Source organism: Ruminococcus sp. OA3 (genome assembly GCF_022440845.1).
In the GTDB taxonomy this organism is placed as follows: domain Bacteria; phylum Bacillota; class Clostridia; order Lachnospirales; family Lachnospiraceae; genus Ruminococcus_G.
This window is the reverse complement of record NZ_JAKNTO010000001.1, coordinates 546,281-572,964: the sequence shown is the minus strand read 5'-3', so window position 1 is coordinate 572,964 and position 26,684 is coordinate 546,281. Positions and strand designations below refer to the sequence as shown.

Annotated in this window: 22 protein-coding genes and 1 other annotated feature; of the genes, 16 read left to right on the top strand and 6 right to left on the bottom strand. The window is 46.3% G+C overall.

Translation table 11 applies throughout. From position 1 onward, the window contains the following. The first annotated feature begins 14 nt into the window (after window positions 1–14). From holB to rsmI, 4 genes are read left to right on the top strand one after another with little or no spacing between them, the layout of a single operon-like run. Window positions 15–1,004, top strand: coding sequence for a DNA polymerase III subunit delta' (gene holB, locus MCG98_RS02715; RefSeq protein WP_240300329.1), 990 nt, complete (start codon window positions 15–17; stop codon window positions 1,002–1,004). A gap of 3 nt (window positions 1,005–1,007) precedes the next feature. Then, on the top strand, window positions 1,008–1,889 hold the full coding sequence (locus tag MCG98_RS02710) for a stage 0 sporulation family protein (RefSeq protein WP_240300328.1): 882 nt from the start codon (window positions 1,008–1,010) through the stop codon (window positions 1,887–1,889). 17 nt (window positions 1,890–1,906) lie between these two features. Then, entirely contained in the window at window positions 1,907–2,644 is a 738-nt protein-coding gene (locus tag MCG98_RS02705) for a tRNA1(Val) (adenine(37)-N6)-methyltransferase (RefSeq protein WP_240300327.1), read from the top strand. 25 nt (window positions 2,645–2,669) lie between these two features. Beyond that, a complete protein-coding gene (gene rsmI, locus MCG98_RS02700; protein WP_240300326.1) occupies window positions 2,670–3,518 on the top strand; it encodes a 16S rRNA (cytidine(1402)-2'-O)-methyltransferase in 849 nt (282 codons plus the stop codon). 19 nt (window positions 3,519–3,537) lie between these two features. On the opposite strand, the gene MCG98_RS02695 is transcribed toward rsmI, so the two are convergent. Genes MCG98_RS02695 through MCG98_RS02680 form a run of 4 tightly spaced genes read right to left on the bottom strand, consistent with a single transcriptional unit; the run spans window position 3,538 to window position 6,417 of the window. Then, on the bottom strand, window positions 3,538–4,236 hold the full coding sequence (locus tag MCG98_RS02695; RefSeq protein ID WP_345891613.1) for an amino acid ABC transporter permease: 699 nt from the start codon (window positions 4,234–4,236) through the stop codon (window positions 3,538–3,540). Further along, window positions 4,237–4,908, bottom strand: coding sequence for an amino acid ABC transporter permease (locus MCG98_RS02690; protein ID WP_240300325.1), 672 nt, complete (start codon window positions 4,906–4,908; stop codon window positions 4,237–4,239). It abuts the gene before it with no gap. Beyond that, window positions 4,908–5,681 carry a transporter substrate-binding domain-containing protein gene (locus MCG98_RS02685; RefSeq protein WP_240300324.1) on the bottom strand — a complete coding sequence of 258 codons (774 nt, stop codon included), beginning with the start codon at window positions 5,679–5,681 and terminating at the stop codon, window positions 4,908–4,910. The genes MCG98_RS02690 and MCG98_RS02685 overlap by 1 nt, the downstream gene beginning before the upstream one ends. Window positions 5,682–5,691: 10 nt before the next feature. After that, complete coding sequence (locus MCG98_RS02680; RefSeq protein ID WP_240288991.1) at window positions 5,692–6,417, bottom strand: amino acid ABC transporter ATP-binding protein; 726 nt, start codon at window positions 6,415–6,417, stop codon at window positions 5,692–5,694. Between the two features lie 131 nt (window positions 6,418–6,548). On the opposite strand from MCG98_RS02680, the gene ytaF reads away from it, so the two are divergent. Further along, window positions 6,549–7,193 (top strand): sporulation membrane protein YtaF, encoded by a 645-nt coding sequence (gene ytaF / locus MCG98_RS02675; RefSeq protein WP_240288992.1) that lies wholly within the window; start codon window positions 6,549–6,551, stop codon window positions 7,191–7,193. Here the strand turns inward: ytaF and MCG98_RS02670 are convergent. After that, window positions 7,131–9,800: a cation-translocating P-type ATPase gene (locus tag MCG98_RS02670; protein ID WP_240288993.1), complete on the bottom strand. Its 2,670-nt coding sequence runs from the start codon at window positions 9,798–9,800 to the stop codon at window positions 7,131–7,133. The two genes, ytaF and MCG98_RS02670, sit on opposite strands and share 63 nt — an antisense overlap. A gap of 123 nt (window positions 9,801–9,923) precedes the next feature. Here MCG98_RS02670 and MCG98_RS02665 point away from each other — a divergent pair, with 123 nt between their 5' ends. From MCG98_RS02665 to rplL, 5 genes are all read left to right on the top strand, one after another. Then, complete coding sequence (locus MCG98_RS02665; RefSeq protein ID WP_240288994.1) at window positions 9,924–10,541, top strand: nucleoside recognition domain-containing protein; 618 nt, start codon at window positions 9,924–9,926, stop codon at window positions 10,539–10,541. Window positions 10,542–10,729: 188 nt separating this feature from the next. After that, complete coding sequence (locus tag MCG98_RS02660) at window positions 10,730–11,608, top strand: HipA domain-containing protein (RefSeq protein WP_240288995.1); 879 nt, start codon at window positions 10,730–10,732, stop codon at window positions 11,606–11,608. 1 nt (window position 11,609) lies between these two features. Next, window positions 11,610–12,302, top strand: a complete 693-nt coding sequence (locus MCG98_RS02655; protein WP_240288996.1) for an HIRAN domain-containing protein — start codon at window positions 11,610–11,612, stop codon at window positions 12,300–12,302. 148 nt (window positions 12,303–12,450) lie between these two features. After that, window positions 12,451–12,584 (top strand) — a sequence feature (ribosomal protein L10 leader region). A gap of 41 nt (window positions 12,585–12,625) precedes the next feature. Next, window positions 12,626–13,129 (top strand): 50S ribosomal protein L10, encoded by a 504-nt coding sequence (gene rplJ, locus MCG98_RS02650; protein ID WP_240288997.1) that lies wholly within the window; start codon window positions 12,626–12,628, stop codon window positions 13,127–13,129. A 72-nt stretch (window positions 13,130–13,201) separates the two neighbouring features. Beyond that, complete coding sequence (rplL, locus tag MCG98_RS02645; protein ID WP_240288998.1) at window positions 13,202–13,579, top strand: 50S ribosomal protein L7/L12; 378 nt, start codon at window positions 13,202–13,204, stop codon at window positions 13,577–13,579. A 94-nt stretch (window positions 13,580–13,673) separates the two neighbouring features. Here the strand turns inward: rplL and MCG98_RS02640 are convergent, their stop codons facing one another. Then, complete coding sequence (locus MCG98_RS02640) at window positions 13,674–14,099, bottom strand: hypothetical protein (protein ID WP_240300323.1); 426 nt, start codon at window positions 14,097–14,099, stop codon at window positions 13,674–13,676. Between the two features lie 329 nt (window positions 14,100–14,428). Here MCG98_RS02640 and MCG98_RS02635 point away from each other — a divergent pair, with 329 nt between their 5' ends. From MCG98_RS02635 to fusA, 6 genes are all read left to right on the top strand, one after another. Beyond that, window positions 14,429–18,265, top strand: a complete 3,837-nt coding sequence (locus MCG98_RS02635) for a DNA-directed RNA polymerase subunit beta (protein ID WP_240300322.1) — start codon at window positions 14,429–14,431, stop codon at window positions 18,263–18,265. 12 nt (window positions 18,266–18,277) lie between these two features. Continuing rightward, on the top strand, window positions 18,278–21,979 hold the full coding sequence (gene rpoC, locus MCG98_RS02630) for a DNA-directed RNA polymerase subunit beta' (RefSeq protein ID WP_240300321.1): 3,702 nt from the start codon (window positions 18,278–18,280) through the stop codon (window positions 21,977–21,979). A 106-nt stretch (window positions 21,980–22,085) separates the two neighbouring features. Next, window positions 22,086–23,222, top strand: a complete 1,137-nt coding sequence (locus MCG98_RS02625; protein WP_240300320.1) for an N-acetylmuramoyl-L-alanine amidase — start codon at window positions 22,086–22,088, stop codon at window positions 23,220–23,222. A gap of 213 nt (window positions 23,223–23,435) precedes the next feature. Next, window positions 23,436–23,849 carry a 30S ribosomal protein S12 gene (gene rpsL / locus MCG98_RS02620; RefSeq protein WP_028529586.1) on the top strand — a complete coding sequence of 138 codons (414 nt, stop codon included), beginning with the start codon at window positions 23,436–23,438 and terminating at the stop codon, window positions 23,847–23,849. 222 nt (window positions 23,850–24,071) lie between these two features. After that, a complete protein-coding gene (rpsG, locus tag MCG98_RS02615) occupies window positions 24,072–24,542 on the top strand; it encodes a 30S ribosomal protein S7 (RefSeq protein WP_240300319.1) in 471 nt (156 codons plus the stop codon). Between the two features lie 11 nt (window positions 24,543–24,553). After that, the gene (fusA, locus tag MCG98_RS02610; RefSeq protein WP_240300318.1) at window positions 24,554–26,671 is read left to right on the top strand and encodes an elongation factor G; all 2,118 of its coding nucleotides are present in this window, start codon (window positions 24,554–24,556) and stop codon (window positions 26,669–26,671) included. The last annotated feature ends 13 nt before the right edge of the window (window positions 26,672–26,684 follow it).

Sequence of the window (26,684 nt, the reverse complement as noted above, 5' to 3'; positions counted from 1 at the left end):
TAGGAGGTGGAGAAATGTCTGGATTTGACAGTGTGATTGGGCACAAGGATATTATTGCGCATCTGCAGAATGCGATCGAATCCGATAAAGTTTCTCACGCGTATATATTCGAGGGAGAAACGGGATCCGGTAAAAAACTTCTGGCGACGATGTTTGCCATGACACTGCAGTGTGAGGAGAGAGGGGCAGACCCCTGTCTGAAATGCGCCTCCTGCAAAAAAGCGTTGAGTAAGAATCATCCTGATATCATAAACATAACACATGAAAAACCGAACTCTATAGGTATAGAAGAGATTCGCGAACAGCTGACCTCCGATGTGGACATTCGTCCGTACAGCAGCCCTTATAAAATATATATTATCAATGATGCACAGCTTCTGACGCTTCAGGCGCAGAATGCACTGCTGAAGACGATTGAGGAGCCGCCGGCATATGCGGTTATCCTGCTTCTGACGAATAATATTGAGGCGCTGCTCCCGACGATTTCGTCGAGATGTGTGACATTAACGCTGAAGGCAGTTGGTGACGATATGGTCAAGGAATACCTTATGGAGAGACTGCATATTCCTGATTATCAGGCGGAAGTCGATGCATCTCTGGCACAGGGGAATATCGGGAAAGCCGAAAAAATAGCCACAAGCGAGGAGTTTTCAGAGCTCGCAGATACTGCGCTTAAGATTTTGTGCCATTCCGGCGAGACAGAATTATATGAAATGGTGGATGCAGTAAAAGAACTGACACAGGACAGGCAGAATATCAATGATTACCTTGACCTGTTTCTAATGTGGTTCCGGGATGTACTTTTATTCAAGGCGACCAGGGAGGTAGACAGCCTGGTGTTTAAACATGAAATCAATTATATCAAGGAACGGGCAAGAAAAAGTTCTTATGAGGGATTGGAAACGATTATCGAGGCCATTGAAAAGGCAAAGGTAAGACTGCGTGCCAACGTAAATTTTGATCTCACTATGGAGCTGCTGTTCCTGACGATCAGGGAGAACTAGAATATGACAAAAATAATCGGAGTCCGGTTTCGCAACGTGGGCAAGGTATATTACTTTAATCCGAAAAATCTTGATATAAAAAACGGAGATTACGTAATCGTTGAGACAGCAAGAGGAGTGGAATACGGCCACGTTGTGCTGGGACCGAAGGAAGTGGAGTCATCACAGGTTGTACAGCCGCTTAAGGATGTGATTCGGATCGCTACGCCTAAGGACAGTGAGAAAGAAGAAAACAACCGCAGGAAAGAAAAGGAAGCTTTTGAAATCTGTCAGAAAAAGATTAAAAAGCATGATCTGGATATGAAACTGATCGATGCTGAATATACATTTGACAATAATAAAGTACTGTTCTATTTTACTGCTGATGGCAGAATTGATTTCCGGGAACTTGTAAAGGATCTGGCATCGGTATTTAAGACAAGGATCGAACTTCGGCAGATTGGTGTCAGAGATGAGACGAAGATTCTGGGTGGAATCGGTATCTGCGGCAGACCGCTTTGCTGCCATACGTATCTGTCAGAATTTGCACCCGTTTCGATCAAGATGGCCAAGGAGCAGAATCTTTCACTGAATCCCACTAAAATATCGGGTGTATGCGGAAGACTGATGTGCTGCCTGAAAAATGAGCAGGAGACGTATGAATATCTGAACAAAAAGCTTCCGAATAACGGAGATCAGGTGCTCACACCGGAGGGGCTGCGGGGCGAAGTTCAGAGTGTAAGTGTCTTAAGACAGCTTGTCAAGGTGCTGGTGGATGACGGAGAAGAAAAAGAGATCCGTGAATATGAAGTTAAAGAGCTGAAATTCAGGCCGAAACAGAATAAAAAAGACAAGGTAAAGCTTTCTGCTGATGAACTGAAGGCACTTGCGGAGCTGGAAAAGTAAAAGGAGACCGTACGGAGATGGAAGTTCTAATGGCAGAAGAAGAACGTCTGGATGACCTTCAAAATGGATATAAGCTGATACAGGATGTTAATGATTTTTGCTTTGGGATTGATGCGGTGCTTCTGGCGTGGTATGCCAGGATAAAACCTGGAGAAAAGGTGCTGGACATGGGATGCGGTAATGGGATTGTTCCCATTTTGCTGCGTGCCAGGCATGACAAGATCCATATCACCGGGCTGGAGATACAGGAAAAAAGCGCGGCGTTGGCGAAACGGAGTGTAGCGTATAATCATCTGGAAAAGGATATCAGTATCGTTACGGGAGATATAAAAGAGGCCGCTGCCATATTTGGTAAGGCCTCTTTTGATGTCGTTACAGTGAATCCGCCCTATATGACGGGTGGACATGGGCTGAAAAATGAGCATCTTCCCAAGATGATCGCGCGTCACGAGGTACTCTGTTCGCTGGAAGACATCATATCCCAGGCAGCTTCACTGCTGAAAGAGAGAGGCAGGTTTTTTATGGTACACCGCCCATTTCGGCTGGCAGAGATTATGACGGGACTGGTGCGATGCGGTTTGGAGCCAAAACGAATGCAGCTGGTTCATCCATATATGGATAAGGAACCCAATATGGTGCTGATCGAGGCGCTGCGCGGAGGGAATCCCAGGATTACCGTAGAAAAACCGCTGGTTGTGTACCGCGAACCGGGACTTTATACGGATGATATCCTGAGGATCTATGACCGGGTCTGAAGACGGATTAAGAGGAGATCAAGATATGGAAGGCAGGCTTTATCTTTGCGCAACACCAATCGGCAATCTGGAGGACATTACGCTGCGTGTTCTGCGGACTTTGAAAGAAGCAGACCTGATTGCCGCGGAGGATACGAGAAACAGTATCAAACTTTTGAATCACTTTGATATCAAAACTCCGATGACAAGTTATCATGAGTACAATAAGATTGAAAAGGGGAAGCAGCTGGTTGAGAAAATGCTGTCTGGCTCACAGATCGCACTGATCACAGATGCGGGGACACCGGCAATCTCCGACCCCGGTGAAGAACTGGTGGATATGTGTTATGAGAACGGTATTTCTGTGACCTCCCTGCCGGGACCGGCGGCCTGTATCACAGCCCTGACACTCTCCGGACTTTCCACCAGAAGATTTGCATTTGAAGCATTTCTGCCCGCGGATAAAAAAATGCGGCGGATTGTAATGGAGGAGATGAAAGAAGAAACGCGCACGATTATTATGTATGAGGCGCCGCATCGTATGGTAAAAACACTGGAGGAGCTTGAGGAGGTACTTGGAAACAGGAGGATGGCTCTTGTCAGGGAGCTGACCAAACGCCACGAGACGGCATTTCGGACAACGATACCGGAAGCACTGAAGCGCTGCCGGGAAGAAGGTGTCAGAGGGGAATGTGTGCTTGTGATCGAAGGCAAGAGCAGAGCTCTGATCGAGGAGGAGACGAGAGAATCCTGGCTTATGATGCCGCTTGAAGACCATATGGAATATTATGAGAGCCGGGGGATGGACAGAAAGAATGCCATGAAACAGGTGGCGAAGGACCGCGGCGTTGGAAAAAGAGAGATTTATCAACAGCTTTTGGATGAAAAAGAGTAAGAAACCGTCTGGAACCGGGTCAGTACCGGATCTCCAGACGGTTTTTTTTCTGGCTGCGGACAATATATGAGAGGGCAAAATTAATGATGAAGTATACCAGAGCGACGAATCCAAAGATTACAAAAACCCGTAATGTCTGATCGACAGAACTGTCTGCCTGAGCTGACATGATCCATTTGCTGTTGTTGAAAAATTCCTGGATAGCCACCTGTGCCAGAAAAGAAGTGTCTTTGATGACCGTGATCACCTGGGACAGCATGGCCGGGATGATGGCACGGTAACACTGCGGAAGGACGATCAGCCTTAAAGTCTGAGGGAAGTTAAATCCCTGAGAATATCCCCCCTCAAACTGACCGGAGGGAATGGCATTCAGACCGCCACGGATGATTTCTGCCATACCGGCTGTTGTAAACAGGGTAAATGACAGGATTCCGGAGTACACAGGAGCATCAAATGGCGCCGGTATACGTATCAGGAAACGGATCGCGAATACCCAGAGCAGATGAGGGGTATTTCGGAAAATCTCAATGTAAACAGAAGATACCGCGCGAGACAGACGGTTACCGTAAGTCCGCAGCAGGGCAAATACTGTTCCCAGGATCATACTTAAGAATACAGATATAACGGCAACAAACAGCGTGGTGAAAAGTCCCTGCAGCAGGTACAGAACGTTTCCGTGTGTAAAGACAGACTCCATTACATGTAAAAGCGAAGACATTTAACGTACCTCCTTAAATCGCTGTTCCATATAGATGGACAGACGGGTGAGCGGAAAACAGATGATAAAATACAGTATTCCGGCGGTCACATATGCAGGACCATAGCAGAGGGTGGATGCGGCGAAGGAATCAGCCTGGTACATCAGGTCCCCACCTGCTATCACGGCCAGGATCGAAGTGTTTTTAATCAGGTTGGATGAGACATTTGCAAGAGGAGGAAGCATTACCTTAAGTGCCTGCGGAAAAATGATGAACAGCATCATTTCCAGGTGTCCGAATCCCTGGGAGACGGCGGCCTCTGCCTGTCCTGCGGGCACCGCTGTGATACCGGTCCTGACGACTTCGGACATGTAAGCGCCATGATAAAAACCAAGTCCCAGAATTCCGATTAATGTGACTGGCATGACGGTGCCAAGGTATGGAAGTGCGTTGTACAGGAAAAATATTTGCACGAGCAGCGGAGTGTTCTGAAAAAACTCCACATAAATGCGTGCCAAAGCGCGCAGAATCTTCAGACGGCTCACTGAGAGGATACCGAACAGGATGCCAAGTGTCAGTGACAGCAGAAGTCCGAAAAAAACGATAAAAAGAGTCATGCCAAACCCTTCAGCAAAATTTCCCAGATTATCAGCCAGCACCCCCCATTTTTCTGCTGAAAATATACCGCGCATTAAGTAATCCCCCATTTCTCCATAAGTTTTTTAATATCACCGTTGTTTTTCATCTCGGTGAGGGCAGCATCCGCCTTTTCCGCCAGATCACTGTTGTATTTGGCAATGGCAATACCATATTCCTGAGATTCAAATTCATCGGGAAGAATGAGCGCGGATTCGTCCAGGTAGCCGTTCAGTATTGCGCCATCCACAGCAAAACAATCCACACGCCCCGAATCAAGAGCTACTTTAATTTCAGGATATCCACCGTATTCGCTGAAAGACAGAGTCATACCCTGTTCGTCGGCGGCAGTTTCTAATGCCTGGCGGGAGGTGGAGGATTGTGATACACCGATGGTACAGCCGTCCAGATCTGCAAAAGAACGAATGCCGGAGGCTTTCCGGACCATCAGTTTTATGTGGTCCGTATAATAGCTTTGCGTAAAGTTGAAAAATTTACTGCGGGCATCTGTGATTGTGAAAGTAGCTGCAACCATGTCCAGTTCCCCGGTGTCGAGGAGTGGGCCTCTGGTTTTTGCTGTTACGGGCTGCAGGCGTATCTCCACGTCGTCCCCGTATATGATGCGGGCTGCAGCAGATGCAACATCAATTTCAAATCCGGATATCACCCCTGTTGTAGTATCCAGAAGACCGAAACCCGGAACATCGTTTTTGCATCCGATAGTTATGGTAGGGCGATTTTCTGTTTTTTTTATACTGCAGCCTGCCAGAAACAGTATACCTGTTAAAATAACTGTCAACAGTACGGCGGTATGTTTAAGTCTTTTCATACGCAATTCCTCATCTGATAATTTTACTTAAAAATTCTCTTGTGCGCTCATTTTGGGGATGGTCAAAAAAGTGATCGGGGGCGCCCTCCTCGACAATCACCCCGTTCTCAAGAAAAATTACCCGGTCTGCAACCTGACGGGCAAATCCCATCTCATGTGTTACGATTACCATCGTAAAATTATTTTCTTTTGACAGACTGACCATGACGTCCAGTACTTCCTGAACCATTTCAGGGTCCAGCGCAGAAGTGGGCTCATCAAATAAAATGATTTTATTCTGGGTGGCAAGTGCGCGTGCGATTGCGATCCGCTGCTGCTGGCCTCCGGACAGGCTGGGTGGATATGCAGCAGCCTTTTCGGCGAGTCCAACCCTGTCCAGATAATGCATTGCGGCTTCCGCTGCCTCCTTTTTTTTGCGGTGCTTTAGTTTCACAGGGGCTAATGTCAGGTTCTCTAAGACGGTCAGATGCGGATACAGGTTAAACTGCTGGAAAACCATGGAAGAATGTTCCCGGTTGACGGCTGTCCGGTTCTTTTTGGTAAGAACTTCTCCGTCGATCAGAATGCGGCCTGATGTCGGTTCCTCCAGACAGTTCATGCAGCGGATCAAAGTACTTTTACCTGAACCGGAAGGACCGATAATGACCAGTTTTTCGCCTTCTTTAATGTGAAGGTTAATGTCCTTTAGTATCTGGGCGTCGCCAAAATTTTTATATATATTTTCCAGCTGTATCAATGGTGTTCCCTCCTGAGTCTGCATAAATTCCTTATTAGGATAGGATGGTCATTTGGACGGCTGGTTATACGTGTCTGGCACTTTTTCATAATTTACATATGATATTAAGAATAGTACTTTGGATGTGTAATATGAATTTCTTTCTTTCTGGCTTTTTGGAGGCGCTGGTTCTTGTCACCGCACTTTCTGTCGATGCCTTTGTGGCCAGCTTTGCATATGGGACTAACCGTGTGAAGATACCTGTATCTTCCATGGCGGTCATGGATCTGATCTCTGCAAGTATTCTGCTGATATTTCTGCTGATCGGCAGTCTTCTGGTTCCGCTGATCCCATCCGGTTTTGTCCGGATTTTCTGTTTTGCAGTGCTGTTCGGGCTCGGCATGATAAAGATATTCGACAGTTATATCAAAACCCTGATTCGAAAAAACGGGGAACATGCCCCCGAGATTTCGTTTTCATTTCTGGAATTTTGTTTTATTCTGAAGATTTACGCTGATCCTGATAAGGCGGACGCTGATAAAAGCGGCGTTCTGTCGGTAAAGGAGGCGGTATCGCTGGGGACTGCATTGTCTCTGGACAGCGCAGCAGCCGGATTCGGAGCAGGTGTCATGACTCCGAATCCAGTCCTGACGTCCGTTATGTCACTTGTAATAGGAGCCGCGGCGATCCTGGGAGGCAGCCTGCTGGGAAACCGGCTGGCTGAAAAATTGTCTTTAAACCTTTCCTGGATCAGTGGATTTCTGCTTATGGTCCTGGCGTTTATGAAATTTTTGTAAGAGTGTTCCCGGATCAAACAGTAAAAATTCGTGTGCTAACATTGGGGTGGCTGAGAGCAGGATCAGCCCGATCCACTCGCCCAGGCTTAAACGTACCGTTTCGAACATGGAAGTCAGGACAGGAAACTCTGTCACTGCGACCTGCAGGAATATTCCGAGGAGCAGGGCAAGTATCATCAGCGGGTTTGAAAAAGGATTTGTTCGAAACAGTGATTTTTCCACACTGCGCATGCCGATGGCGTGAAACAGTTCTGAGATTCCCAGAACCGTAAAGGCATAAGTCTGAGCCCGCATCAGTACCTGCGGGTCACTCAGCATTATACGCAGATTCTCCAGTGTGACGGGTGTATTGCTTTGACCCAGGCAGCTGAAGGGAACGCTGAAATACGCGGTTAAACTGACTGTCGCGATCAGGCACCCATAGAACAGAGTGCAGAAAAGCCCGCCTCCGGCAAACAGACTTTCTTTGGCGCTTCGAGGAGGTTTTTCCATCAGGATCCGGCGGTCATTTTCATCTACACCAAGCGCAAGCGCCGGCAGTGAGTCGGTGATCAGATTGACCCACAGGATATGACTGGCTTTCAGCGGCGAAGCGAGCCCTGCAATCACAGCCAGAAACATGGTGATGATCTCACCAAAGTTGGAGGAGAGGAGAAAGAGGACGGATTTTTTTATGTTCTCATAGATTCCCCGCCCTTCCTCGATCGCCCGCTCTATTGTGGCAAAGTTATCATCGGTGAGAATAATGTCCGCTGCGTTTTTGGCGACATCGGTTCCGTTCTTGCCCATGGCAATACCGATATCTGCTGCCCGGAGCGCGGGTGCGTCATTGACGCCGTCCCCCGTCATGGCGGTGATGCAGCCCTTACTGCGCAGAGCTTTTACGATACGCACTTTGTGTGCCGGAGAAACTCTGGCAAATACACTGTAATTTTCGATATTTTGTGCGAGTGCCGAATCCGTCAGATTCTCGAGCTCCTGGCCACTTATGCACTCTGTCCTGGAATCTGCGATTGAAAGCTGTTTCGCAATGGAAAAGGCAGTGTCGGCGTGATCCCCTGTTATCATGACAGTCCGGACTCCGGCCTCCCGGAAACGCCTGACTGCCTCAGGAACCTCCGGTCGTGGAGGATCTGACATGCCGACCAGTCCCACGAACGTCAGGTTTTCCTCACGCGGGGAGGATACATCCTCCGCCATCGCCAGGGCGAGAACCCGGAGTGCATCCCGGCTCATTTCCTGCAGTACTGTGCGGATGGCATCTCTGTCACGTGTCTGCATGGGCTCTGGTCCGGTGGCAGTCAGAATACGGTCACAGTGTGCCAGCAGTTCTTCGCAGGACCCCTTGGTATATGAAATTTTCCGGCTGCCCTTCCAATGAACCGTAGTCATCATGCGGCGGCCCGAGTCGAAAGGGATTTCATCGATCCGGCGCCGCTGTTCTTCCAGAGATTCTTTTCTGAAACCTGCCTTCATGCCAAGATCAAGAAGTGCGGTTTCCGTGGGATCGCCGATGGGCCGGCCATTGGAATACATGGCGTCGTTGCACAGAACAAAGCCCTCAAAAAAAGCATGATGCCGGTCAGGATCCATGCTTTCGGGCACATACATGGTACCGCGGGTATAGCATTGTACGACAGTCATCTGGTTCTGGGTCAATGTTCCTGTTTTGTCGGAGCATACGACGTTGACTGAGCCGAGTGTTTCAACTGCCGGAAGCCTGCGGATAATGGTGTTGATTCTGACCATCCTGGAAACACTCAGGGCAAGAACGATGGTGACAACTGCAGGCAGTCCTTCCGGGACGGCGGCGACTGCCAGTGAGATGGCGGTAATCAGCATTTCAAGTATATCTCTTTTCTGCAGAATAGCGATAATAAAAAGCGAGATACACAGGAACACGGCACAGATACTTAAGGCTTTGCCCAGGCTTTCCAGGCGTTTCTGAAGCGGGGTCATTTCTCTGGCCGGTTCCGCGATCATTTTGGCAATGCTGCCGATTTTGGTCTGCATTCCGGTAGCTGCAGTGACACCCTCGCCCCGGCCATAGACCACGCTTGTTGACATATAAACCATATCGGGGACTTCTTTTTCTACCGGGACAGATTCTCCTGTCAGCGCCGACTCTTCAAGCTTAATACTCGAGGCGGAGATCAGTTCAATATCAGCCGGAACCTGGCATCCCGCTTCCAGGCTGACAATATCGCCCACAACAAGGCTGGCAGCCGGTATTTTTCTGTAGATGCCGTCACGTTTTACAATGGCTTCCGGGCTGGTCAGTTTTTTCAGGGCTTCCAGAGATTTCTGTGCCTTGCCTTCCTGTATCATGCCTACCAGTCCGTTTAGCAGGATAACAGCCAGTATGATAAGAGTGTCACCATATTCAGCCAGCATAACGGAGATGATCGCGGCGGCAAACAGGATAAAAATCAGTGGATCGTTCAGCTGCCCGGCGAATCTGGCTGCGGCTGAAGGAGGTTTGGGATGGTAAAGTACATTTTCTCCCTGCTCCCGTTTCCGCCGCCCGGCTTCTTCTTCTGTGAGCCCGCTTTCTGGATCAGTCTGATATTTCCGGCGGATTTCCTGCAAATGATTCTGATAAGACATGGCCCTTCCTTTCGTTTTCTATCCGTTAAATTGTTTCATTATATGTGGAAAAGCTTCAGGAGATACTGATTTTTAAAAGAAAAGCATATAGTGGTAGAAATAGAACGAAATGGCAGATAAGATATGTTAAATGTATTATGGGCGGGAATGATAATTCTGGGAATTGCCTACGGTGCGGCTACCGGCCGTTTTCCGGAAGTTTCGGAGGCTGCGCTTTCTTCGGCAAAGGAGGCGGTGACCCTTGCGATCACCATGCTTGGAATTATGGGATTGTGGTCAGGCATCATGGAGATTGCCACGGGTGCGGGAATCCTGGAACGCATGACGAAGAAAATGGGTCCGATACTGTCTTTTTTGTTTCCGGAGATACCAAAAGACCATCCGGCGCGGGATCATATTTCTACTAATATGATTGCCAACTTTCTGGGGCTGGGCTGGGCTGCCACGCCTGCCGGGCTGAAGGCTATGGAAGAGCTGGCGAATCTTGATGAGGACAGAAGAGGAGGGAAGATATCGGGACCAGTACAGTCAAAGGGGATAGCGAGTAATGAAATGTGTACGTTTTTAATCATCAATATTTCTTCTCTGCAGCTGATCCCGGTGAACATCATCGCATACAGGAGCCAGTATGGAAGCGTGAATCCCACGGCGATCGTTGGCCCCGCAATTGTGGCGACACTGATCAGCACGGTGGTGGGAGTTGTATTCTGTAAGATTATGGATAGGGGACGGAGAACATAAAGTTCTCCATTTTCCTATTATATAAAAAATTTCGCTAACGTAAAAGTAGATGCTGCGATACAACGCTGCAGGATCGGATCTTCAAAAAATCTTAAATCGAATAAAAATGGTATTGTAATACCAGAAAATACGTGCTACCATATAAGAACAAATGTTCTTGATTGGTCAAGGTAAAGGAGGAGTTGCTAATGAAAGATTTTTCTTTTTGGAAAGAATATGAAGGGGCTTCAGAGGGGAGTGGCAGAAGTGAAAAATTATGGTTAATGAATCCTGATACAAACCAGATAGGGCTATTTAAATACAAGAAAGATATAACAACGACAGATCATATCTCGGAGTGTGTTGCATATGAATTGGCACAATTAATAGGGATTCCCTGCGCCAAATTTGAGGTTGGTACCTATAAAGGCAGAGAAGGTTCCATGAGTTATAATATTATTGACCATGAAGGGATGGTACTTATTGAAGGTATTTACTGTATTAGTTTAGAATATAACAATTTTGACGCGGACACGTTATCAGATATGAAGACGGGGGATAAGTATTCAATAGAAATGATACAACGGGTGTTACAACCATTAAAACTTTTTGACGATTTCTTGCCTGTTCTCGTTTTTGATTTTCTGATCGGCAATACAGATCGCCATCAAAGCAATTGGGCATTAATAATGGAAAATAAAGTACTTAGGTTAAGCCCATTATATGATAATAGTTCATCTCTTTGTGCATATGTTAAGGATTCAAAAATAGATCAGTACTTAGGAAATGACCAACTTTTGTGGAAGTCTCTTGTGGATACAAAGTCAAGGTCTTTAATACGTATTGGGAATAAGGAGAAGAAACAACCGACTCAGTTAGATGTACTAAAGTTTCTGCGAGAAAAATATTACAAAGAAACAATTGATATTGTAGAAAAGATTGAGACGTGTGTGACAGAAGAAGCTATCTGTGCTATATTAGACAAATACAAGGAAATACTCCCAAAGAAAAAAAGAGATCTAATATTAAGATTTTTATTATCAAAAGTACAATTAATGACTGGAATTTATGGAAAAAGGGAGGGGTAATATGTCAGTTAAAGGCGGAAAAGATTATCTGTACTTGATTTGGAAATCAGAGAAGTCCAGAAAACAGTACATTGTTGGACAGTTAACTAAAAATAGTCAATATGAATTTCGATATTGCGAGGAAGTGGGATCTGCAATCGCTGATGGGTTTATTCCCTTGCTTTGTTTTCCTGATTTAAATAAGGTTTATAAAGATGATAAACTTTTCTCGATTTTTGTAAGTCGGTTGCCCGACAAAAGAAGAAAGAATATTCGTGATATTTTGAACAAATACGGACTCGAAGAATATGATGAGTATTTATTGTTAAAGAGAAGTGGTGCAAGGCTTCCGATTGACAGTCTTGAATTTATTGACCCGATTTTAGACATGGAAAATGATTTGACACGGATTTTTTACATGGCGGGTGTCAGGCATTATCTGGATTGTGATGGGAAGGATTGCTCCGGAGCCGTGGAGATTACCAGAGGAGATGAAGTTTATCTAAAAAGAGAACCAGATAATCAATATGATCAGAATGCAGTACAGTTGTTAGATTTCACAGGAAAAGTATTGGGGTACGTTCCGAGATATTACAGTGCTGGGGTAGCAGAACTGTTGGCAAAAAGCAAAAAAATTATATGCCATATTTATAATGTGGATAAAAGAAAAAATTGTAATGAGTGTGTTAAGGTTATAATGGAAATTAAACATTAAAATTTCCATTATATTTAAAATGTTTAATCTTACCTTGATACCAGCCAATCTACTGAAGCCGTAGCAGGTAGCAGCCCCAGCAGGAGCGAAAGTTATGGAGGCGTAAAATTTTGTAAATAATCTTGACAATCTGTCTTACGGATGCTATAGTATTTCAAGTATCACGCCGAAGACAGCGGGTGCCTCATGGCATAAAGAGACATTCACCCGCCGAGGAGAGATCATTCTTACCTTAAGAATCTTTCACCCTCACTGTCGAAGTGAGGGTCTTTTTATATCTTGAAGCGTGTACAACAAAATAATATAAGGAGGTGCACCGTTTTATGGCAAAAGTAGAACTGAAACAACCGATCGTAGAAGAAATTGCAAATAGCATTAAAGACGCTCAGGCAGTCGTACTGGTGAATTACAGCGGACTTACTGTTGAGCAGGATACAATTCTTCGTAAGGAATTAAGGGAAGCCGGTATTCAGTACAAAGTGTACAAGAATACAATGATGAACTTTGCATTCAAGGGAACAGCCTGTGAAAGTCTTTCAGAACATCTGCATGGAACTAACGCAATCGCGATTTCCAGTGAAGATGCGACAGCTCCGGCAAGAATCCTGGCTAAATACGCAAAAATGTACCCGGCTCTGGAAATGGTTGCAGGCGTAATCGAAGGAAATTACAATGATCAGGCTGGCATGCAGGCTCTTGCAAGCGTTCCTTCAAGAGAAGAACTGCTTGGAAAACTGCTTGGAAGCATTCAGTCTCCAATCACAAACTTCGCTCGTGTGCTTAATCAGATTGCTGAAGCAGGACAACCTGCAGCTGCAGAAGAGTAGAAGTGTATATTCCGGTTAAAGTACCGGGGAGAAATAATCAAACAAAAATAAAATTATATGGAGGAAAATAAAATGGCAAAATTAACAACAGCTGAATTTATTGAAGCTATTAAAGAGTTAACTGTATTAGAGTTAAACGATCTGGTAAAAGCATGTGAAGAAGAATTTGGTGTATCTGCAGCAGCAGGTGTAGTAGTGGCAGCAGCAGGTGCAGGTGATGCAGCAGCAGTTGAAGAAAAAGATGAGTTTGATGTAGAACTTGCAGAAGTAGGACCAAACAAAGTTAAAGTTATCAAAGTAGTTCGTGAAGCTACAGGACTTGGTCTGAAAGAAGCGAAAGAGATCGTTGACGGAGCTCCGAAAGTGATCAAAGAAGCAGCAGCAAAAGCTGAGGCTGAAGAACTCAAAGCAAAACTGGAAGCTGAAGGTGCTAAAGTTAACCTGAAATAATTCCGGTCATACAGCGAAAGCAAAAGAGCAGGTAGTCCTTATGGATACCTGCTCTTGTTAGTTCGGCTTTTGCACACCCAAAACGCGTTTTCAGTTAAAGTGAATCAATGACATAGCTGGATTCCAGTGTGGAGTCGCCGATAGGGACCCAGGCAGAGGAAAGTTCCAGGATAAATGATTCGGAGGGTGTCTGTTCAGGATGTTCCAGGAATTGGATGATCAACTTACAGATTGTCTTTTCGTTGGTGTCACAGAGACATGTCAGCAGTTTTTTCTGCCGTTTTATCATGTAAGAGGCAGTGACGGCTTTTTCATTGATCATGAATTCCACAAGGTCTTTGAACTCATTATAGTGTTCCTGGTCAAGTGCGGCCATGAATGCGTACTTGCATACACCCTTGTTAAAAAAAGGCCGGTCTTTCAGCATGTGAAAAGCCTCCTCAAAACGGGAAAAGTGCTGCGGCGATAAAAAGACGTGGGCTGCAATCAATGCAGGGATACATTTTTCTCTCCATGTCATAATAATCCCTCCTCGGAATATGATTGTCTCCGAACGCCACCTCGTAAAGCAAAAGCTTCCTCGGTGTTCGTTGCACTCACATGCATTTTGCTGTGAGCTGATGCGTCTGCGGAGCAGCCGATCATCTCTCATCAAACTGCGCGTTCGTAGCTTATGCGTTCATTGTAGCACAGTTGGGCGAAAATCACAATTTGAAATGTAATTTATTGTTGACATTGTATGTTAAATATGATACAGTAAAAAATGCACTATTATGGCAAGATATGCCTACTTCTGGGTGAGAGGCATGTGCGGTAATAAATTTTATATACACAAGGGGTGAAACGTCAATGGAGAAAAACAGAATACGTCCAATTACGACCGGAAAAAGTATGCGGATGAGTTACCAGAGACAAAAGGAAGTTCTGGAAATGCCCAACCTGATCGAGGTTCAGAAAGATTCATATAATTGGTTCCTGAATGAAGGGTTAAAGGAAGTTTTTAATGATATCTCTCCGATTACCGATTACAGCGACAAGTTGAGCCTGGAGTTTGTTGATTTTACATTGTGCGAAGATGATGTGAAATATTCCATCGAAGAATGCAAAGAAAGAGATGCTACGTACGCCGCACCTTTAAAAGTAAAAGTTCGCTTATATAATAAAGAAAATGACGAGATTAATGAACACGAGATATTCATGGGCGATCTGCCTTTGATGACGCAGACAGGTACTTTTGTTATCAATGGTGCAGAACGTGTTATCGTCAGCCAGTTAGTACGTTCCCCTGGTATATACTATGCCATCGCACATGACAAAGTTGGTAAGACCTTATATTCATCTACTGTTATTCCGAACAGGGGTGCGTGGCTTGAGTATGAGACGGATTCCAACGATATTTTCTATGTACGTGTAGACAGGACCAGAAAGGTTCCGATTACAGTACTGATTCGTGCACTGGGAGTGAGCACCAATGCCGAGATTATAGAATTATTTGGTGAGGAACCGAAGATTCTGGCAAGCTTTACAAAGGACACCTCCGAAAATTATCAGGAGGGCCTGCTTGAGTTATACAAAAAGATCCGACCGGGCGAACCGCTCGCTGTAGAGAGCGCAGAGAGCCTGATCATGAGTATGTTCTTCGATCCCAGAAGATATGATCTGGCGAAAGTTGGACGATATAAATTTAATAAAAAACTGATGCTCAAAAATCGTATTACCGGTCATATTCTTGCTGAGGATGTCATTGATACGATGACCGGCGAGATTATCGCGGAAAAGGGCACAGAAGTGACAAGAGAAATGGCGGATTCCATCCAGAATGCAGCCGTTCCTTTTGTGTGGATTCAGACAGAAGAGCGTAATGTCAAAGTGCTGTCCAGCATGATGGTTGATATTACGAATTTTGTCGATGTCGATCCTAAGGAAGTAGGGGTTACCGAACTCGTGTATTATCCGGTGCTGTCCCGCATCCTGGAAGAAAACGACAGTCTTGACGATATAAAAGAAGCCATTAAGAGAGAGATTCATGATCTTATTCCGAAGCATATCACCAAGGAAGATATTCTGGCTTCTATCAATTATAATATTCATCTGGAATACGGTCTGGGAAATGATGATGATATCGACCACCTCGGAAACAGAAGAATCCGTGCAGTCGGTGAACTGCTTCAAAACCAGTACAGGATCGGTCTGTCCAGGCTGGAAAGAGTCGTCCGTGAAAGAATGACAACACAGGACATTGAGGGGATTTCCCCGCAGTCCCTGATCAATATTAAACCGGTCACTGCGGCAGTGAAGGAGTTCTTCGGCTCTTCACAGCTGTCACAGTTTATGGATCAGAATAATCCTCTGGGTGAGCTGACTCATAAACGGCGTCTGTCCGCACTGGGTCCTGGCGGTCTGTCACGAGACAGGGCAGGTTTTGAGGTTCGAGATGTGCACTACTCTCATTATGGAAGAATGTGTCCGATTGAGACGCCTGAAGGTCCGAACATCGGTCTGATCAACTCACTGGCATCCTATGCCCGCATCAATGAGTACGGTTTTGTAGAGGCGCCATACAGAAAGATCGATAAAACCGATCCGAAGAATCCGCGCGTCACAGATGAAGTAATCTACATGACAGCGGACGAGGAAGACGATTATCATGTTGCACAGGCGAATGAGCCGCTGGATGAGAATGGATACTTTATCCACAAAAACGTATCCGGCCGTTACAGAGAAGAGACGCAGGAGTATGAAAAACAGATGTTTGATTACATGGACGTATCTCCTAAGATGGTATTCTCCGTGGCAACTGCACTGATTCCGTTTCTTCAGAATGATGATGCCAATCGTGCGCTGATGGGATCCAACATGCAGCGTCAGGCAGTTCCGCTGATGATCACGGAGGCGCCTGTAGTTGGAACTGGTATGGAGACAAAGACGGCGGTTGACTCCGGTGTCTGCATGACGGCCAAAAGAGCAGGAACGATCCTGCGCTCAACGTCCAAAGAGATCGTGATTCGTTACGATGATGATGCCAGCACAGAGACGTACCATCTGACAAAATTCTTACGAAGCAATCAGAGCAACTGTTATAATCAGAAACCGATCGTGTTTAAAGGGGAACATGTAGAGGCAGGCCAGGTTGTCGCAGACGGTCCGTCCACCTCTCAGGGAGAGCTTGCACTCGGCAAGAACCCGCTGATCGGTTTTATGACATGGGAAGGTTATAACTACGAGGATGCTGTACTGCTCAGCGAACGGCTCGTACAGGAAGATGTCTACACGTCTATTCATATAGAAGAATACGAAGCAGAGTCCAGAGACACGAAGCTTGGACCGGAAGAGATCACGAGAGACGTTCCGGGTGTCGGTGACGATGCGCTGAAAGATCTGGACGAACGCGGAATTATCCGTATAGGTGCGGAGGTCCGTGCAGGTGATATCCTTGTTGGAAAGGTGACTCCGAAAGGGGAAACTGAACTGACAGCTGAGGAACGTCTGCTGCGCGCAATTTTTGGTGAGAAAGCGCGCGAGGTGCGTGATACCTCCCTGAAGGTTCCGCACGGAGAATACGGTATCGTTGTGGATGCCAAAGTGTTTACAAGAGAAAACGGGGATGAGCTCTCTCCTGGTGTTAATCAGGCTGTCCGCATTTATATTGCGCAGAAGAGAAAGATTTCCGTCGGTGATAAAATGGCCGGCCGACACGGTAACAAGGGTGTTGTTTCCCGTGTGCTTCCGGTAGAAGATATGCCGTTTCTGCCAAACGGACGCCCTCTGGATATCGTACTGAATCCGCTGGGTGTACCATCACGTATGAATATCGGGCAGGTACTGGAGATTCACCTGAGCCTTGCAGCTAAGGCCCTGGGATTCAACATTGCGACTCCGGTATTTGACGGAGCAAACGAAGACGACATCATGGATACGCTCGATCTGGCGAACGATTATGTTAACTTAAGCTGGGATGAGTTCTCAGATAAGCACAAAGACGAGCTGCTTCCGGAGGTTTATGAGTATCTGAATGAGAACCAAGCCCACAGAGAGCTGTGGAAAGGAGTTCCGATTTCCAGAGATGGAAAAGTCAGACTTCGTGATGGAAGAACCGGAGAATATTTTGACAGTCCGGTAACGATCGGACATATGCATTATCTGAAGCTCCATCATCTGGTAGATGACAAGATCCATGCACGTTCTACAGGACCGTATTCTCTCGTAACACAGCAGCCGCTGGGTGGAAAAGCTCAGTTCGGCGGTCAGCGTTTTGGAGAGATGGAGGTTTGGGCCCTGGAGGCATACGGTGCATCATACACACTGCAGGAAATCCTGACGGTGAAATCTGATGATGTCATCGGACGTGTGAAGACGTATGAGGCGATCATAAAAGGCGATAACATTCCTGAACCGGGAATTCCGGAATCATTTAAGGTTCTGTTAAAAGAGCTGCAGTCCCTGGGACTGGATGTCAAAGTGCTCAAGGAAGATCAGACGGAAGTTGAAATCATGGAGACCGTTGACTACGGTGAGACTGACCTGCGTTCCATTATCGAAGGAGACAGAGGATATTCTTCCGACGAATCTTACGGAGAGTATGGATTTTCCAAGCAGGAATTCGCAGGAGAAGAGTTGATCGATGTTGAAGAACCTGAGGAAGAAGAGGAAATGATTGACCTGGAAGAAACTCTTGACGAAGAGTAGGAGGGTAACCAAATGGCAGAAACAACAAATAAAGAATCATACCAACCGATGACTTTTGATGCCATCAAAATCGGGCTGGCATCTCCGGAGAAGATTCGTGACTGGTCCCGCGGTGAAGTAAAAAAGCCGGAGACCATCAACTACAGGACTTTAAAACCGGAAAAAGACGGTTTGTTCTGCGAACGTATCTTCGGACCGAGCAAAGACTGGGAATGTCACTGCGGTAAATATAAAAAAATTCGTTATAAAGGCGTTGTCTGCGATCGCTGTGGTGTCGAGGTGACAAAGGCCAGCGTTCGAAGAGAACGTATGGGCCACATTGAACTGGCTGCGCCGGTATCTCATATCTGGTACTTCAAGGGGATCCCGTCCCGTATGGGTCTGATCCTGGACCTGTCTCCGAGAACACTGGAGAAAGTACTGTATTTTGCGAACTATATTGTCCTGGATAAAGGGACATCAGAGCTGATGTATAAACAGGTGCTTACTGAGAAAGAATTTCAGGAGGCGCGTGAAACTTATGGCAACACGTTCCGTGCGGGCATGGGTGCAGAGTCCATAAAAGAACTGCTGCAGGCGATCGACCTTGAAAAGGAATCCAAAGAACTGAAAGCAGGGCTGAAGGAATCCACAGGCCAGAAGCGTGCCCGTATTATCAAGAGACTGGAAGTCATTGAAGCGTTCCGGGAGTCCGGAAATCATCCGGAATGGATGATCATGGATGTGGTTCCGGTTATTCCTCCGGACCTTCGTCCGATGGTGCAGCTGGACGGCGGACGTTTTGCGACCTCCGATTTAAATGATCTGTACAGAAGGATCATTAACAGAAACAACCGCCTGAAACGACTCCTGGAGCTGGGCGCTCCTGACATCATCGTACGAAATGAGAAGCGAATGCTGCAGGAAGCTGTGGATGCGCTGATCGATAACGGCCGCCGCGGACGTCCTGTGACAGGCCCGGGTAACCGTGCATTAAAATCTCTGTCCGATATGTTAAAAGGTAAATCCGGACGTTTCCGTCAGAACCTGCTCGGAAAACGAGTGGATTATTCCGGACGTTCTGTTATCGTCGTAGGACCGGAGCTGAAGATTTATCAGTGCGGTCTGCCGAAAGAGATGGCAATCGAGCTGTTCAAACCATTCGTTATGAAGGAACTGGTTGCAAACGGGACGGCTCACAATATTAAAAATGCAAAAAAAATGGTGGAAAAGCTCCAGACGGAAGTCTGGGATGTTCTGGAAGAAGTCATCAAAGAGCATCCGGTTATGCTGAACCGTGCTCCTACGCTTCACAGACTTGGAATCCAGGCATTTGAACCGATTCTGGTCGAGGGTAAAGCAATCAAGCTTCATCCCCTCGTGTGTACGGCATTCAATGCCGACTTTGACGGTGACCAGATGGCAGTGCATCTTCCGCTTTCTGTGGAAGCGCAGGCAGAGTGCCGTTTCCTTCTGTTGTCCCCGAATAACCTTCTGAAACCATCAGACGGTGGTCCGGTGGCTGTTCCTTCACAGGATATGGTCCTCGGTATCTACTACCTGACGCAGGAGAGACCGGGTGCCAGGGGTGAGGGAAAATCTTTCAAGAGTGTAAATGAAGCCATCCTTGCGTATGAAAATGGGGCGATCACGCTGCAGTCCATTATCAATGTGCGCTGCGAGAAGACTTTGCCGAACGGTGAGATGATTCATGACAATGTAGAGTCTACGCTGGGACGTTTCCTGTTTAATGAAATCCTTCCGCAGGATCTTGGATTTATCGACAGGAGCATTCCGGGAAATGAACTTCTTCTGGAAGTGGATTTCCATGTTGGGAAAAAAGGTCTGAAACAGATTCTGGAGAAGGTTATCAATACACACGGCGCTACGAAAACCGCTGAGGTTCTGGATGATATCAAGGCGATGGGATACAAGTATTCCACACGGGCCGCTATGACAGTATCCATTTCTGACATGACAGTGCCGGCTGAGAAGCCTGAACTGATCCAGAATGCGCAGGATACCGTTGATAAGATCACAAGAAACTTTAAGCGTGGTCTGATCACGGAAGAAGAGCGTTACAAAGAGGTTGTTGAGACATGGAAAGAAACAGATGATACGCTGACCAAAGCACTGCTTGGCGGTCTGGATAAATATAACAACATCTTCATGATGGCAGACTCCGGAGCCCGTGGTTCTGATAAGCAGATTAAACAGCTGGCCGGCATGCGCGGGTTGATGGCTGATACAACCGGTCATACGATCGAGCTGCCGATTAAATCAAACTTCCGTGAGGGTCTGGACGTACTGGAATACTTTATGTCTGCGCACGGTGCACGTAAAGGTCTGTCTGATACCGCACTGCGTACAGCCGATTCCGGTTACCTGACGAGACGTCTTGTCGATGTTTCTCAGGATCTGATCATCCGTGAAGTTGATTGCTGTGAGGACAAAGGTGAAATCCCGGGAATGTATGTAAAGGGATTCATGGATGGCAAGGAAGAGATCGAGAGTCTTCAGGAACGTATCACAGGACGTTTCTCATGTGAGACGATTAAAGATAAGGAAGGCAATGTGATCGTTAAGGCAAACCATATGATCACACCGAAACGCGCTGCCCGTATTATGAAGGACGGCGTGGACGAAAATGGAAAACAATTTGACAAGATTAAAATCCGTACAATCTTAAGCTGTAAGTCACATATCGGCGTATGTGCAAAATGTTACGGTGCCAACATGGCAACGGGTGAAACTGTTCAGGTGGGTGAGTCCGTAGGGATTATTGCGGCGCAGTCTATCGGTGAGCCCGGTACACAGCTTACGATGCGTACGTTCCACACCGGCGGTGTTGCGGGCGGTGATATTACACAGGGTCTTCCGCGTGTCGAGGAGCTTTTTGAGGCCAGAAAGCCTAAGGGACTTGCGATCATCACAGAGATCAAAGGTATTGCAGCCATTAAAGATACGAAGAAGAAACGTGAGATCATCGTAACCGATGACGAAGAAGGTGTTTCCAAGACATATCTGATTCCATATGGGTCCAGGATCAAAGTTCAGGACGGTGCAATGCTTGAAGCCGGAGATGAACTGACAGAAGGTAGTGTCAATCCGCATGATATTCTGAAGATCAAGGGCGTACGTGCGGTTCAGGATTATATGATCCGTGAAGTACAGAGGGTATACCGTCTGCAGGGTGTTGAGATCAATGATAAACATATCGAAGTCATTGTTCGGCAGATGCTGAAAAAGATCCGTGTAGAAAACAACGGTGATACGGAACTTCTTCCGGGAACACTTGCAGATGTTCTGGAATTTGAAGAACTGAATGACCAGATGATTGCTGACGGCAAAGAGCCGGCAGAAGGGAAGCAGGTTATGCTGGGTATTACAAAGGCATCTCTTGCAACGAACTCCTTCCTGTCCGCTGCTTCTTTCCAGGAGACGACAAAAGTCCTCACGGAAGCGGCTATCAAAGGAAAAGCAGATAATCTGATTGGTCTGAAAGAAAATGTTATCATCGGTAAACTGATTCCTGCCGGTACAGGTATGAAGAGATATAGTAATATCAAGCTTGATACAGACCTGGCAGTGGATGATGAGATTGATCTGGATGACGATTTTACTTTTGATATTGAAGAGCTTCCTGATGATCTGGACGACGGATCTATGGAAATGGAGACGGATGAACCTGATGAAGAGCTGATCGAAGTATCAGAGTCAGGCGATGAAGAATAATAGGTAGCTTTGTCCAAAACAGATAAAGGAGTCCAAAAACAGGTGAAGACACCAGGTTGGACTCCTTTGTTTCTTTTGAAAGGCTGTCGGAGGAGATATATTTCATATGAAAAATAAAAAATTAGTCATTATCCTTATGGTATGTGTGGGGATTCTTGCGGCGGTGCTGGCAGTATTTTCGTTTCTGATCATGAAAAAAGCAGCGGCGAAAGAACAGAAGGCAAAAGCAGCAGTAGAAGAAGTGCTGCAGGAGAAAACGGTAAGCGGTAAAGACCGTTCGCAAGAGATAGCGACACCGGAACCGACAGTGGAACCGGGAAGTGAAGAGCAGATCAACCAGGTCGTATTTGACGAGACGGATGATCAGGTATTCGTGACGGTTCAAACAGCAAATCTGCGCAGGGAACCGTCAACGGATGCTGAGATACTGGCGACTGCCCCGATGAGCCGGCTGTTTGTACGCACAGGAGTCTCGGCTGAGTGGAGCCGGATAAAAGAAGGCGGAAAAACTTATTATATCTCAAATGAAGTGATTTCCACAGAACGTCCGGAAGCTGCGGGAGAGGGAGCCGCGCTGCCTAAGACAGGGGGGACAGCGGCAGCTTTTGCATCCGGAGGGAAAACAGTTATCATTGATCCGGGGCATCAGGGAAGCGGCGACAGTTCACAGGAACCGATCGGACCCGGTGCATCATCGACAAAGGCGCGCGTGACGTCCGGAACTTCCGGCTGTGTTTCCGGGCAGGATGAATATGAATTGAATCTGACAGTTTCTCTGAAGCTGCGGGATGAACTGGTAAATCGTGGGTATACTGTTTATATGACCAGGGAGACCCACGACGTCAATATCAGCAATAAGGAGCGTGCGGAATTAGCAACGGAGCACGGAGGGGATATCCTGGTGAGGATCCATGCCAACGGATCAGAGAACAGTTCTGTCAGCGGGGCACTGACCATGGCGCCATCGGATGGGAACCCATTTCTGCAAGCGGACCTGATTTCGAAAAGCCAGTCTCTGTCACAAAATATTATTGATACTTATACAGCTTCCACGGGATTTGCAAGTCAGGGCGTCTACATCACTGACGAGATGAGTGGAATTAACTGGAGCACCATGCCTGTTACGATCGTAGAAATGGGCTATATGTCAAATCCTTCGGATGATGCGTCCATGGCTGATCCTGCCATGCAGACAAAGATGGTAAGCGGAATCGCCGACGGGATCGACAAGTATTTCAGTTAACAGTTTAGACGGCGGGAAGATGCCGTCTAAACCGCTAATATTTACCCTGATTTTACGTGAATTTTTCCGGTTTTCCTTGACATCGGGCGAACTGCGGGATATAATATTCAAGCGTGCATGAAAAAGCAGTTGTTTTCGTGTGCATTATTACGTTAATAAAGCAGCCGCAGAAAACCCGCAATATGCGGAGGAATCTACAGGAGGTGAAATGGAATGCCAACATTTAATCAGTTAGTAAGAAAAGGCCGTCAGACATCAGTAAAGAAGTCTACTGCACCGGCACTTCAGAAAAGTTTTAACTCTCTGAAGAAAAAGACAAGCGATATGTCCTCACCGCAGAAGAGAGGTGTGTGTACAGCTGTAAAAACAGCTACACCGAAAAAGCCTAACTCAGCGCTTAGAAAAATCGCCAGAGTACGTCTTTCCAACGGAATTGAAGTAACAAGCTATATCCCTGGAGAAGGTCACAATTTACAGGAACATAGTGTAGTTCTGATTCGTGGTGGTAGAGTAAAAGACTTACCAGGTACCAGATATCATATCGTCAGAGGTACACTTGATACAGCAGGTGTTGCTAACAGAAGACAGGCTCGTTCCAAATACGGAGCTAAGAGACCTAAAAAGTAAATATATTATATTATAGAAGTATCACAAGGACACTATATTTTGTACGGTCATTCCTAAGCCCTGTCGGCTGCGGGGAAATAGATGGAATTTACCAGTGCGAACACATAGTCGATATCGGAACGTAACTGCAGCCTGATATCATGTGAGTACCTATGATTTAATCGAAGTCGATCAGCCCGCTGTGGAATACAGCAGGCGGTAATGATTAAGGAGGGAAGTAACGTGCCACGTAAAGGACATACTCAAAAAAGAGACGTCTTGGCAGATCCGCTGTACAACAACAAGGTAGTTACAAAACTTATCAACAACATCATGTTAGATGGTAAGAAGGGTGTAGCTCAGAAGATTGTATACGGCGCATTTACAAGAATTGAAGAAAAAGCTGGGAAACCGGCGGTAGAAGTATTTGAGGAAGCAATGAACAATATCATGCCTGTACTGGAAGTAAAGGCTAGACGTATCGGTGGTGCTACGTACCAGGTACCGATCGAAGTAAGACCGGACAGACGTCAGGCACTGGCTCTTCGCTGGCTGACAATGTATTCACGCAAAAGAGGCGAGAAGACAATGGAAGAAAGACTGGCAAATGAGCTTATGGATGCAATGAACAATACAGGAGCATCCGTTAAGAAGAAAGAAGACATGCATAAGATGGCAGAAGCTAATAAAGCATTTGCTCATTACAGATTCTAGGAGGAAATCCAATGGCTGGAAGAGAATATCCATTAGAGAGAACCAGAAACATTGGTATTATGGCTCATATTGATGCTGGTAAGACAACAACAACTGAGCGTATCTTATATTATACCGGTGTTAACTATAAAATTGGAGATACCCACGAAGGAACTGCTACCATGGACTGGATGGCTCAGGAGCAGGAGCGTGGTATCACAATTACTTCAGCCGCTACAACCTGTCACTGGACTTTGCAGGAAAACTGCAAGGAAAAGCCGGGTGCTCTGGAACATCGTATCAATATTATTGATACACCAGGCCACGTAGACTTTACAGTAGAGGTTGAGCGTTCACTCCGTGTACTGGACGGCGCTGTTGGTGTGTTCTGTGCAAAGGGTGGTGTTGAGCCTCAGTCAGAAAACGTATGGCGTCAGGCTGACACATACAACGTACCTAGAATGGCATTTATCAACAAAATGGATATTCTGGGTGCAGACTTCTACAATGCAGTAGAACAGATCAAAACCAGATTGGGCAAGAATGCGATCTGCCTTCAGCTTCCGATCGGTAAAGAAGATGACTTCAAAGGAATCATCGATCTGTTTGAGATGAAAGCCTATATTTACAATGATGACAAGGGTGATGATATCTCCATCGTAGATATTCCGGAAGATATGAAGGATGACGCAGAGCTGTATCATACAGAACTGGTAGAGAAGATCTGTGAGCTTGATGACGATCTGATGATGGAATATCTGGAAGGTGATGAACCTTCTGTTGACGCGCTGAAAGCAGCACTGAGAAAAGGGACCTGCGAGTGTGCAGCTGTTCCTGTCTGCTGTGGTACTGCTTACAGAAATAAAGGTGTTCAGAAACTTCTGGATGCAGTTATTGAATTTATGCCGTCTCCGCTTGATATCCCGTCTATCAAAGGTGTGGATATGGATGGCAATGAGACTGAGAGACATTCTTCTGACGACGAACCGTTTTCAGCTCTGGCATTTAAAATTATGACAGACCCGTTTGTTGGTAAACTGGCATACTTCAGAGTTTACTCAGGAAGTATCAATTCCGGTTCCTATGTATATAACTCAACAAAAGATAAAAAAGAACGTGTTGGACGTATCCTGCAGATGCATGCGAACAAGAGAGAAGAGCTTGAGAAAGTTTACTCCGGTGATATTGCAGCTGCGATCGGATTCAAAGTAACGGGTACAGGTGATACGATCTGTGATGAACAGCATCCGGTTATTCTTGAGTCCATGGAATTCCCGGAACCTGTTATCGAGCTGGCGATTGAGCCTAAGACGAAAGCAGGACAGGGTAAACTTGGTGAATCTCTGGCAAAACTTGCTGAAGAAGATCCGACATTCCGTGCTCACACAAATCAGGAAACAGGACAGACAATCATCGCGGGTATGGGTGAGCTCCATCTGGAGATCATTGTTGACAGACTTCTGCGTGAATTTAAGGTAGAGGCGAATGTCGGTGCTCCGCAGGTTGCTTATAAAGAGACATTTACAAAAGCAGTAGATGTTGACAGTAAGTATGCGAAACAGTCCGGTGGTCGTGGACAGTACGGTCACTGTAAAGTTAAATTTGAGCCAATGGATGCAAATGCAGAAGAAACCTTCAAGTTTGAAACTTCCGTTGTCGGCGGTGCTATTCCGAAGGAATATATCCCTGCTGTAGGCGAAGGTATTGAAGAAGCTATGAAGGCTGGTATCCTTGGTGGATTCCCGGTAGTCGGTGTACACGCAAATGTATACGACGGATCTTACCATGAAGTCGATTCATCCGAAATGGCATTCCATATCGCAGGTTCTCTTGCATTTAAAGATGCGATGGCTAAATCCGCACCGACTCTGCTTGAGCCGATCATGCGAGTGGAAGTAACAACTCCGGAGGATTACATGGGAGACGTTATCGGTGATATCAATTCACGTCGAGGACGTATCGAAGGTATGGATGATATCGGTGGCGGAAAGATGATCCGTGGGTTTGTTCCGCTGGCAGAAATGTTCGGCTACTCCACAGACCTTCGTTCCAGAACGCAGGGTCGTGGTAACTATTCCATGTTCTTTGACAGATATGAGCCGGTACCGAAATCCGTTCAGGAAAAAGTACTTTCTGCGAAAAGTAAATAATAAAATTAGACTT

What these genes read in the sequence shown, in the direction of transcription:
- holB (WP_240300329.1), top strand. Translation starts at nt 15, where the DNA reads ATGTCTGGATTTGACAGTGTGATTGGGCACAAGGATATTATTGCGCAT.
- MCG98_RS02710 (WP_240300328.1), top strand. Translation starts at nt 1,008, where the DNA reads ATGACAAAAATAATCGGAGTCCGGTTTCGCAACGTGGGCAAGGTATAT.
- MCG98_RS02705 (WP_240300327.1), top strand. Translation starts at nt 1,907, where the DNA reads ATGGAAGTTCTAATGGCAGAAGAAGAACGTCTGGATGACCTTCAAAAT.
- rsmI (WP_240300326.1), top strand. Translation starts at nt 2,670, where the DNA reads ATGGAAGGCAGGCTTTATCTTTGCGCAACACCAATCGGCAATCTGGAG.
- MCG98_RS02695 (WP_345891613.1), bottom strand. Translation starts at nt 4,236, where the DNA reads ATGTCTTCGCTTTTACATGTAATGGAGTCTGTCTTTACACACGGAAAC.
- MCG98_RS02690 (WP_240300325.1), bottom strand. Translation starts at nt 4,908, where the DNA reads ATGCGCGGTATATTTTCAGCAGAAAAATGGGGGGTGCTGGCTGATAAT.
- MCG98_RS02685 (WP_240300324.1), bottom strand. Translation starts at nt 5,681, where the DNA reads ATGAAAAGACTTAAACATACCGCCGTACTGTTGACAGTTATTTTAACA.
- ytaF (WP_240288992.1), top strand. Translation starts at nt 6,549, where the DNA reads ATGAATTTCTTTCTTTCTGGCTTTTTGGAGGCGCTGGTTCTTGTCACC.
- MCG98_RS02670 (WP_240288993.1), bottom strand. Translation starts at nt 9,800, where the DNA reads ATGTCTTATCAGAATCATTTGCAGGAAATCCGCCGGAAATATCAGACT.
- MCG98_RS02665 (WP_240288994.1), top strand. Translation starts at nt 9,924, where the DNA reads ATGTTAAATGTATTATGGGCGGGAATGATAATTCTGGGAATTGCCTAC.
- MCG98_RS02660 (WP_240288995.1), top strand. Translation starts at nt 10,730, where the DNA reads ATGAAAGATTTTTCTTTTTGGAAAGAATATGAAGGGGCTTCAGAGGGG.
- MCG98_RS02655 (WP_240288996.1), top strand. Translation starts at nt 11,610, where the DNA reads ATGTCAGTTAAAGGCGGAAAAGATTATCTGTACTTGATTTGGAAATCA.
- rplJ (WP_240288997.1), top strand. Translation starts at nt 12,626, where the DNA reads ATGGCAAAAGTAGAACTGAAACAACCGATCGTAGAAGAAATTGCAAAT.
- rplL (WP_240288998.1), top strand. Translation starts at nt 13,202, where the DNA reads ATGGCAAAATTAACAACAGCTGAATTTATTGAAGCTATTAAAGAGTTA.
- MCG98_RS02640 (WP_240300323.1), bottom strand. Translation starts at nt 14,099, where the DNA reads ATGACATGGAGAGAAAAATGTATCCCTGCATTGATTGCAGCCCACGTC.
- MCG98_RS02635 (WP_240300322.1), top strand. Translation starts at nt 14,429, where the DNA reads ATGGAGAAAAACAGAATACGTCCAATTACGACCGGAAAAAGTATGCGG.
- rpoC (WP_240300321.1), top strand. Translation starts at nt 18,278, where the DNA reads ATGGCAGAAACAACAAATAAAGAATCATACCAACCGATGACTTTTGAT.
- MCG98_RS02625 (WP_240300320.1), top strand. Translation starts at nt 22,086, where the DNA reads ATGAAAAATAAAAAATTAGTCATTATCCTTATGGTATGTGTGGGGATT.
- rpsL (WP_028529586.1), top strand. Translation starts at nt 23,436, where the DNA reads ATGCCAACATTTAATCAGTTAGTAAGAAAAGGCCGTCAGACATCAGTA.
- fusA (WP_240300318.1), top strand. Translation starts at nt 24,554, where the DNA reads ATGGCTGGAAGAGAATATCCATTAGAGAGAACCAGAAACATTGGTATT.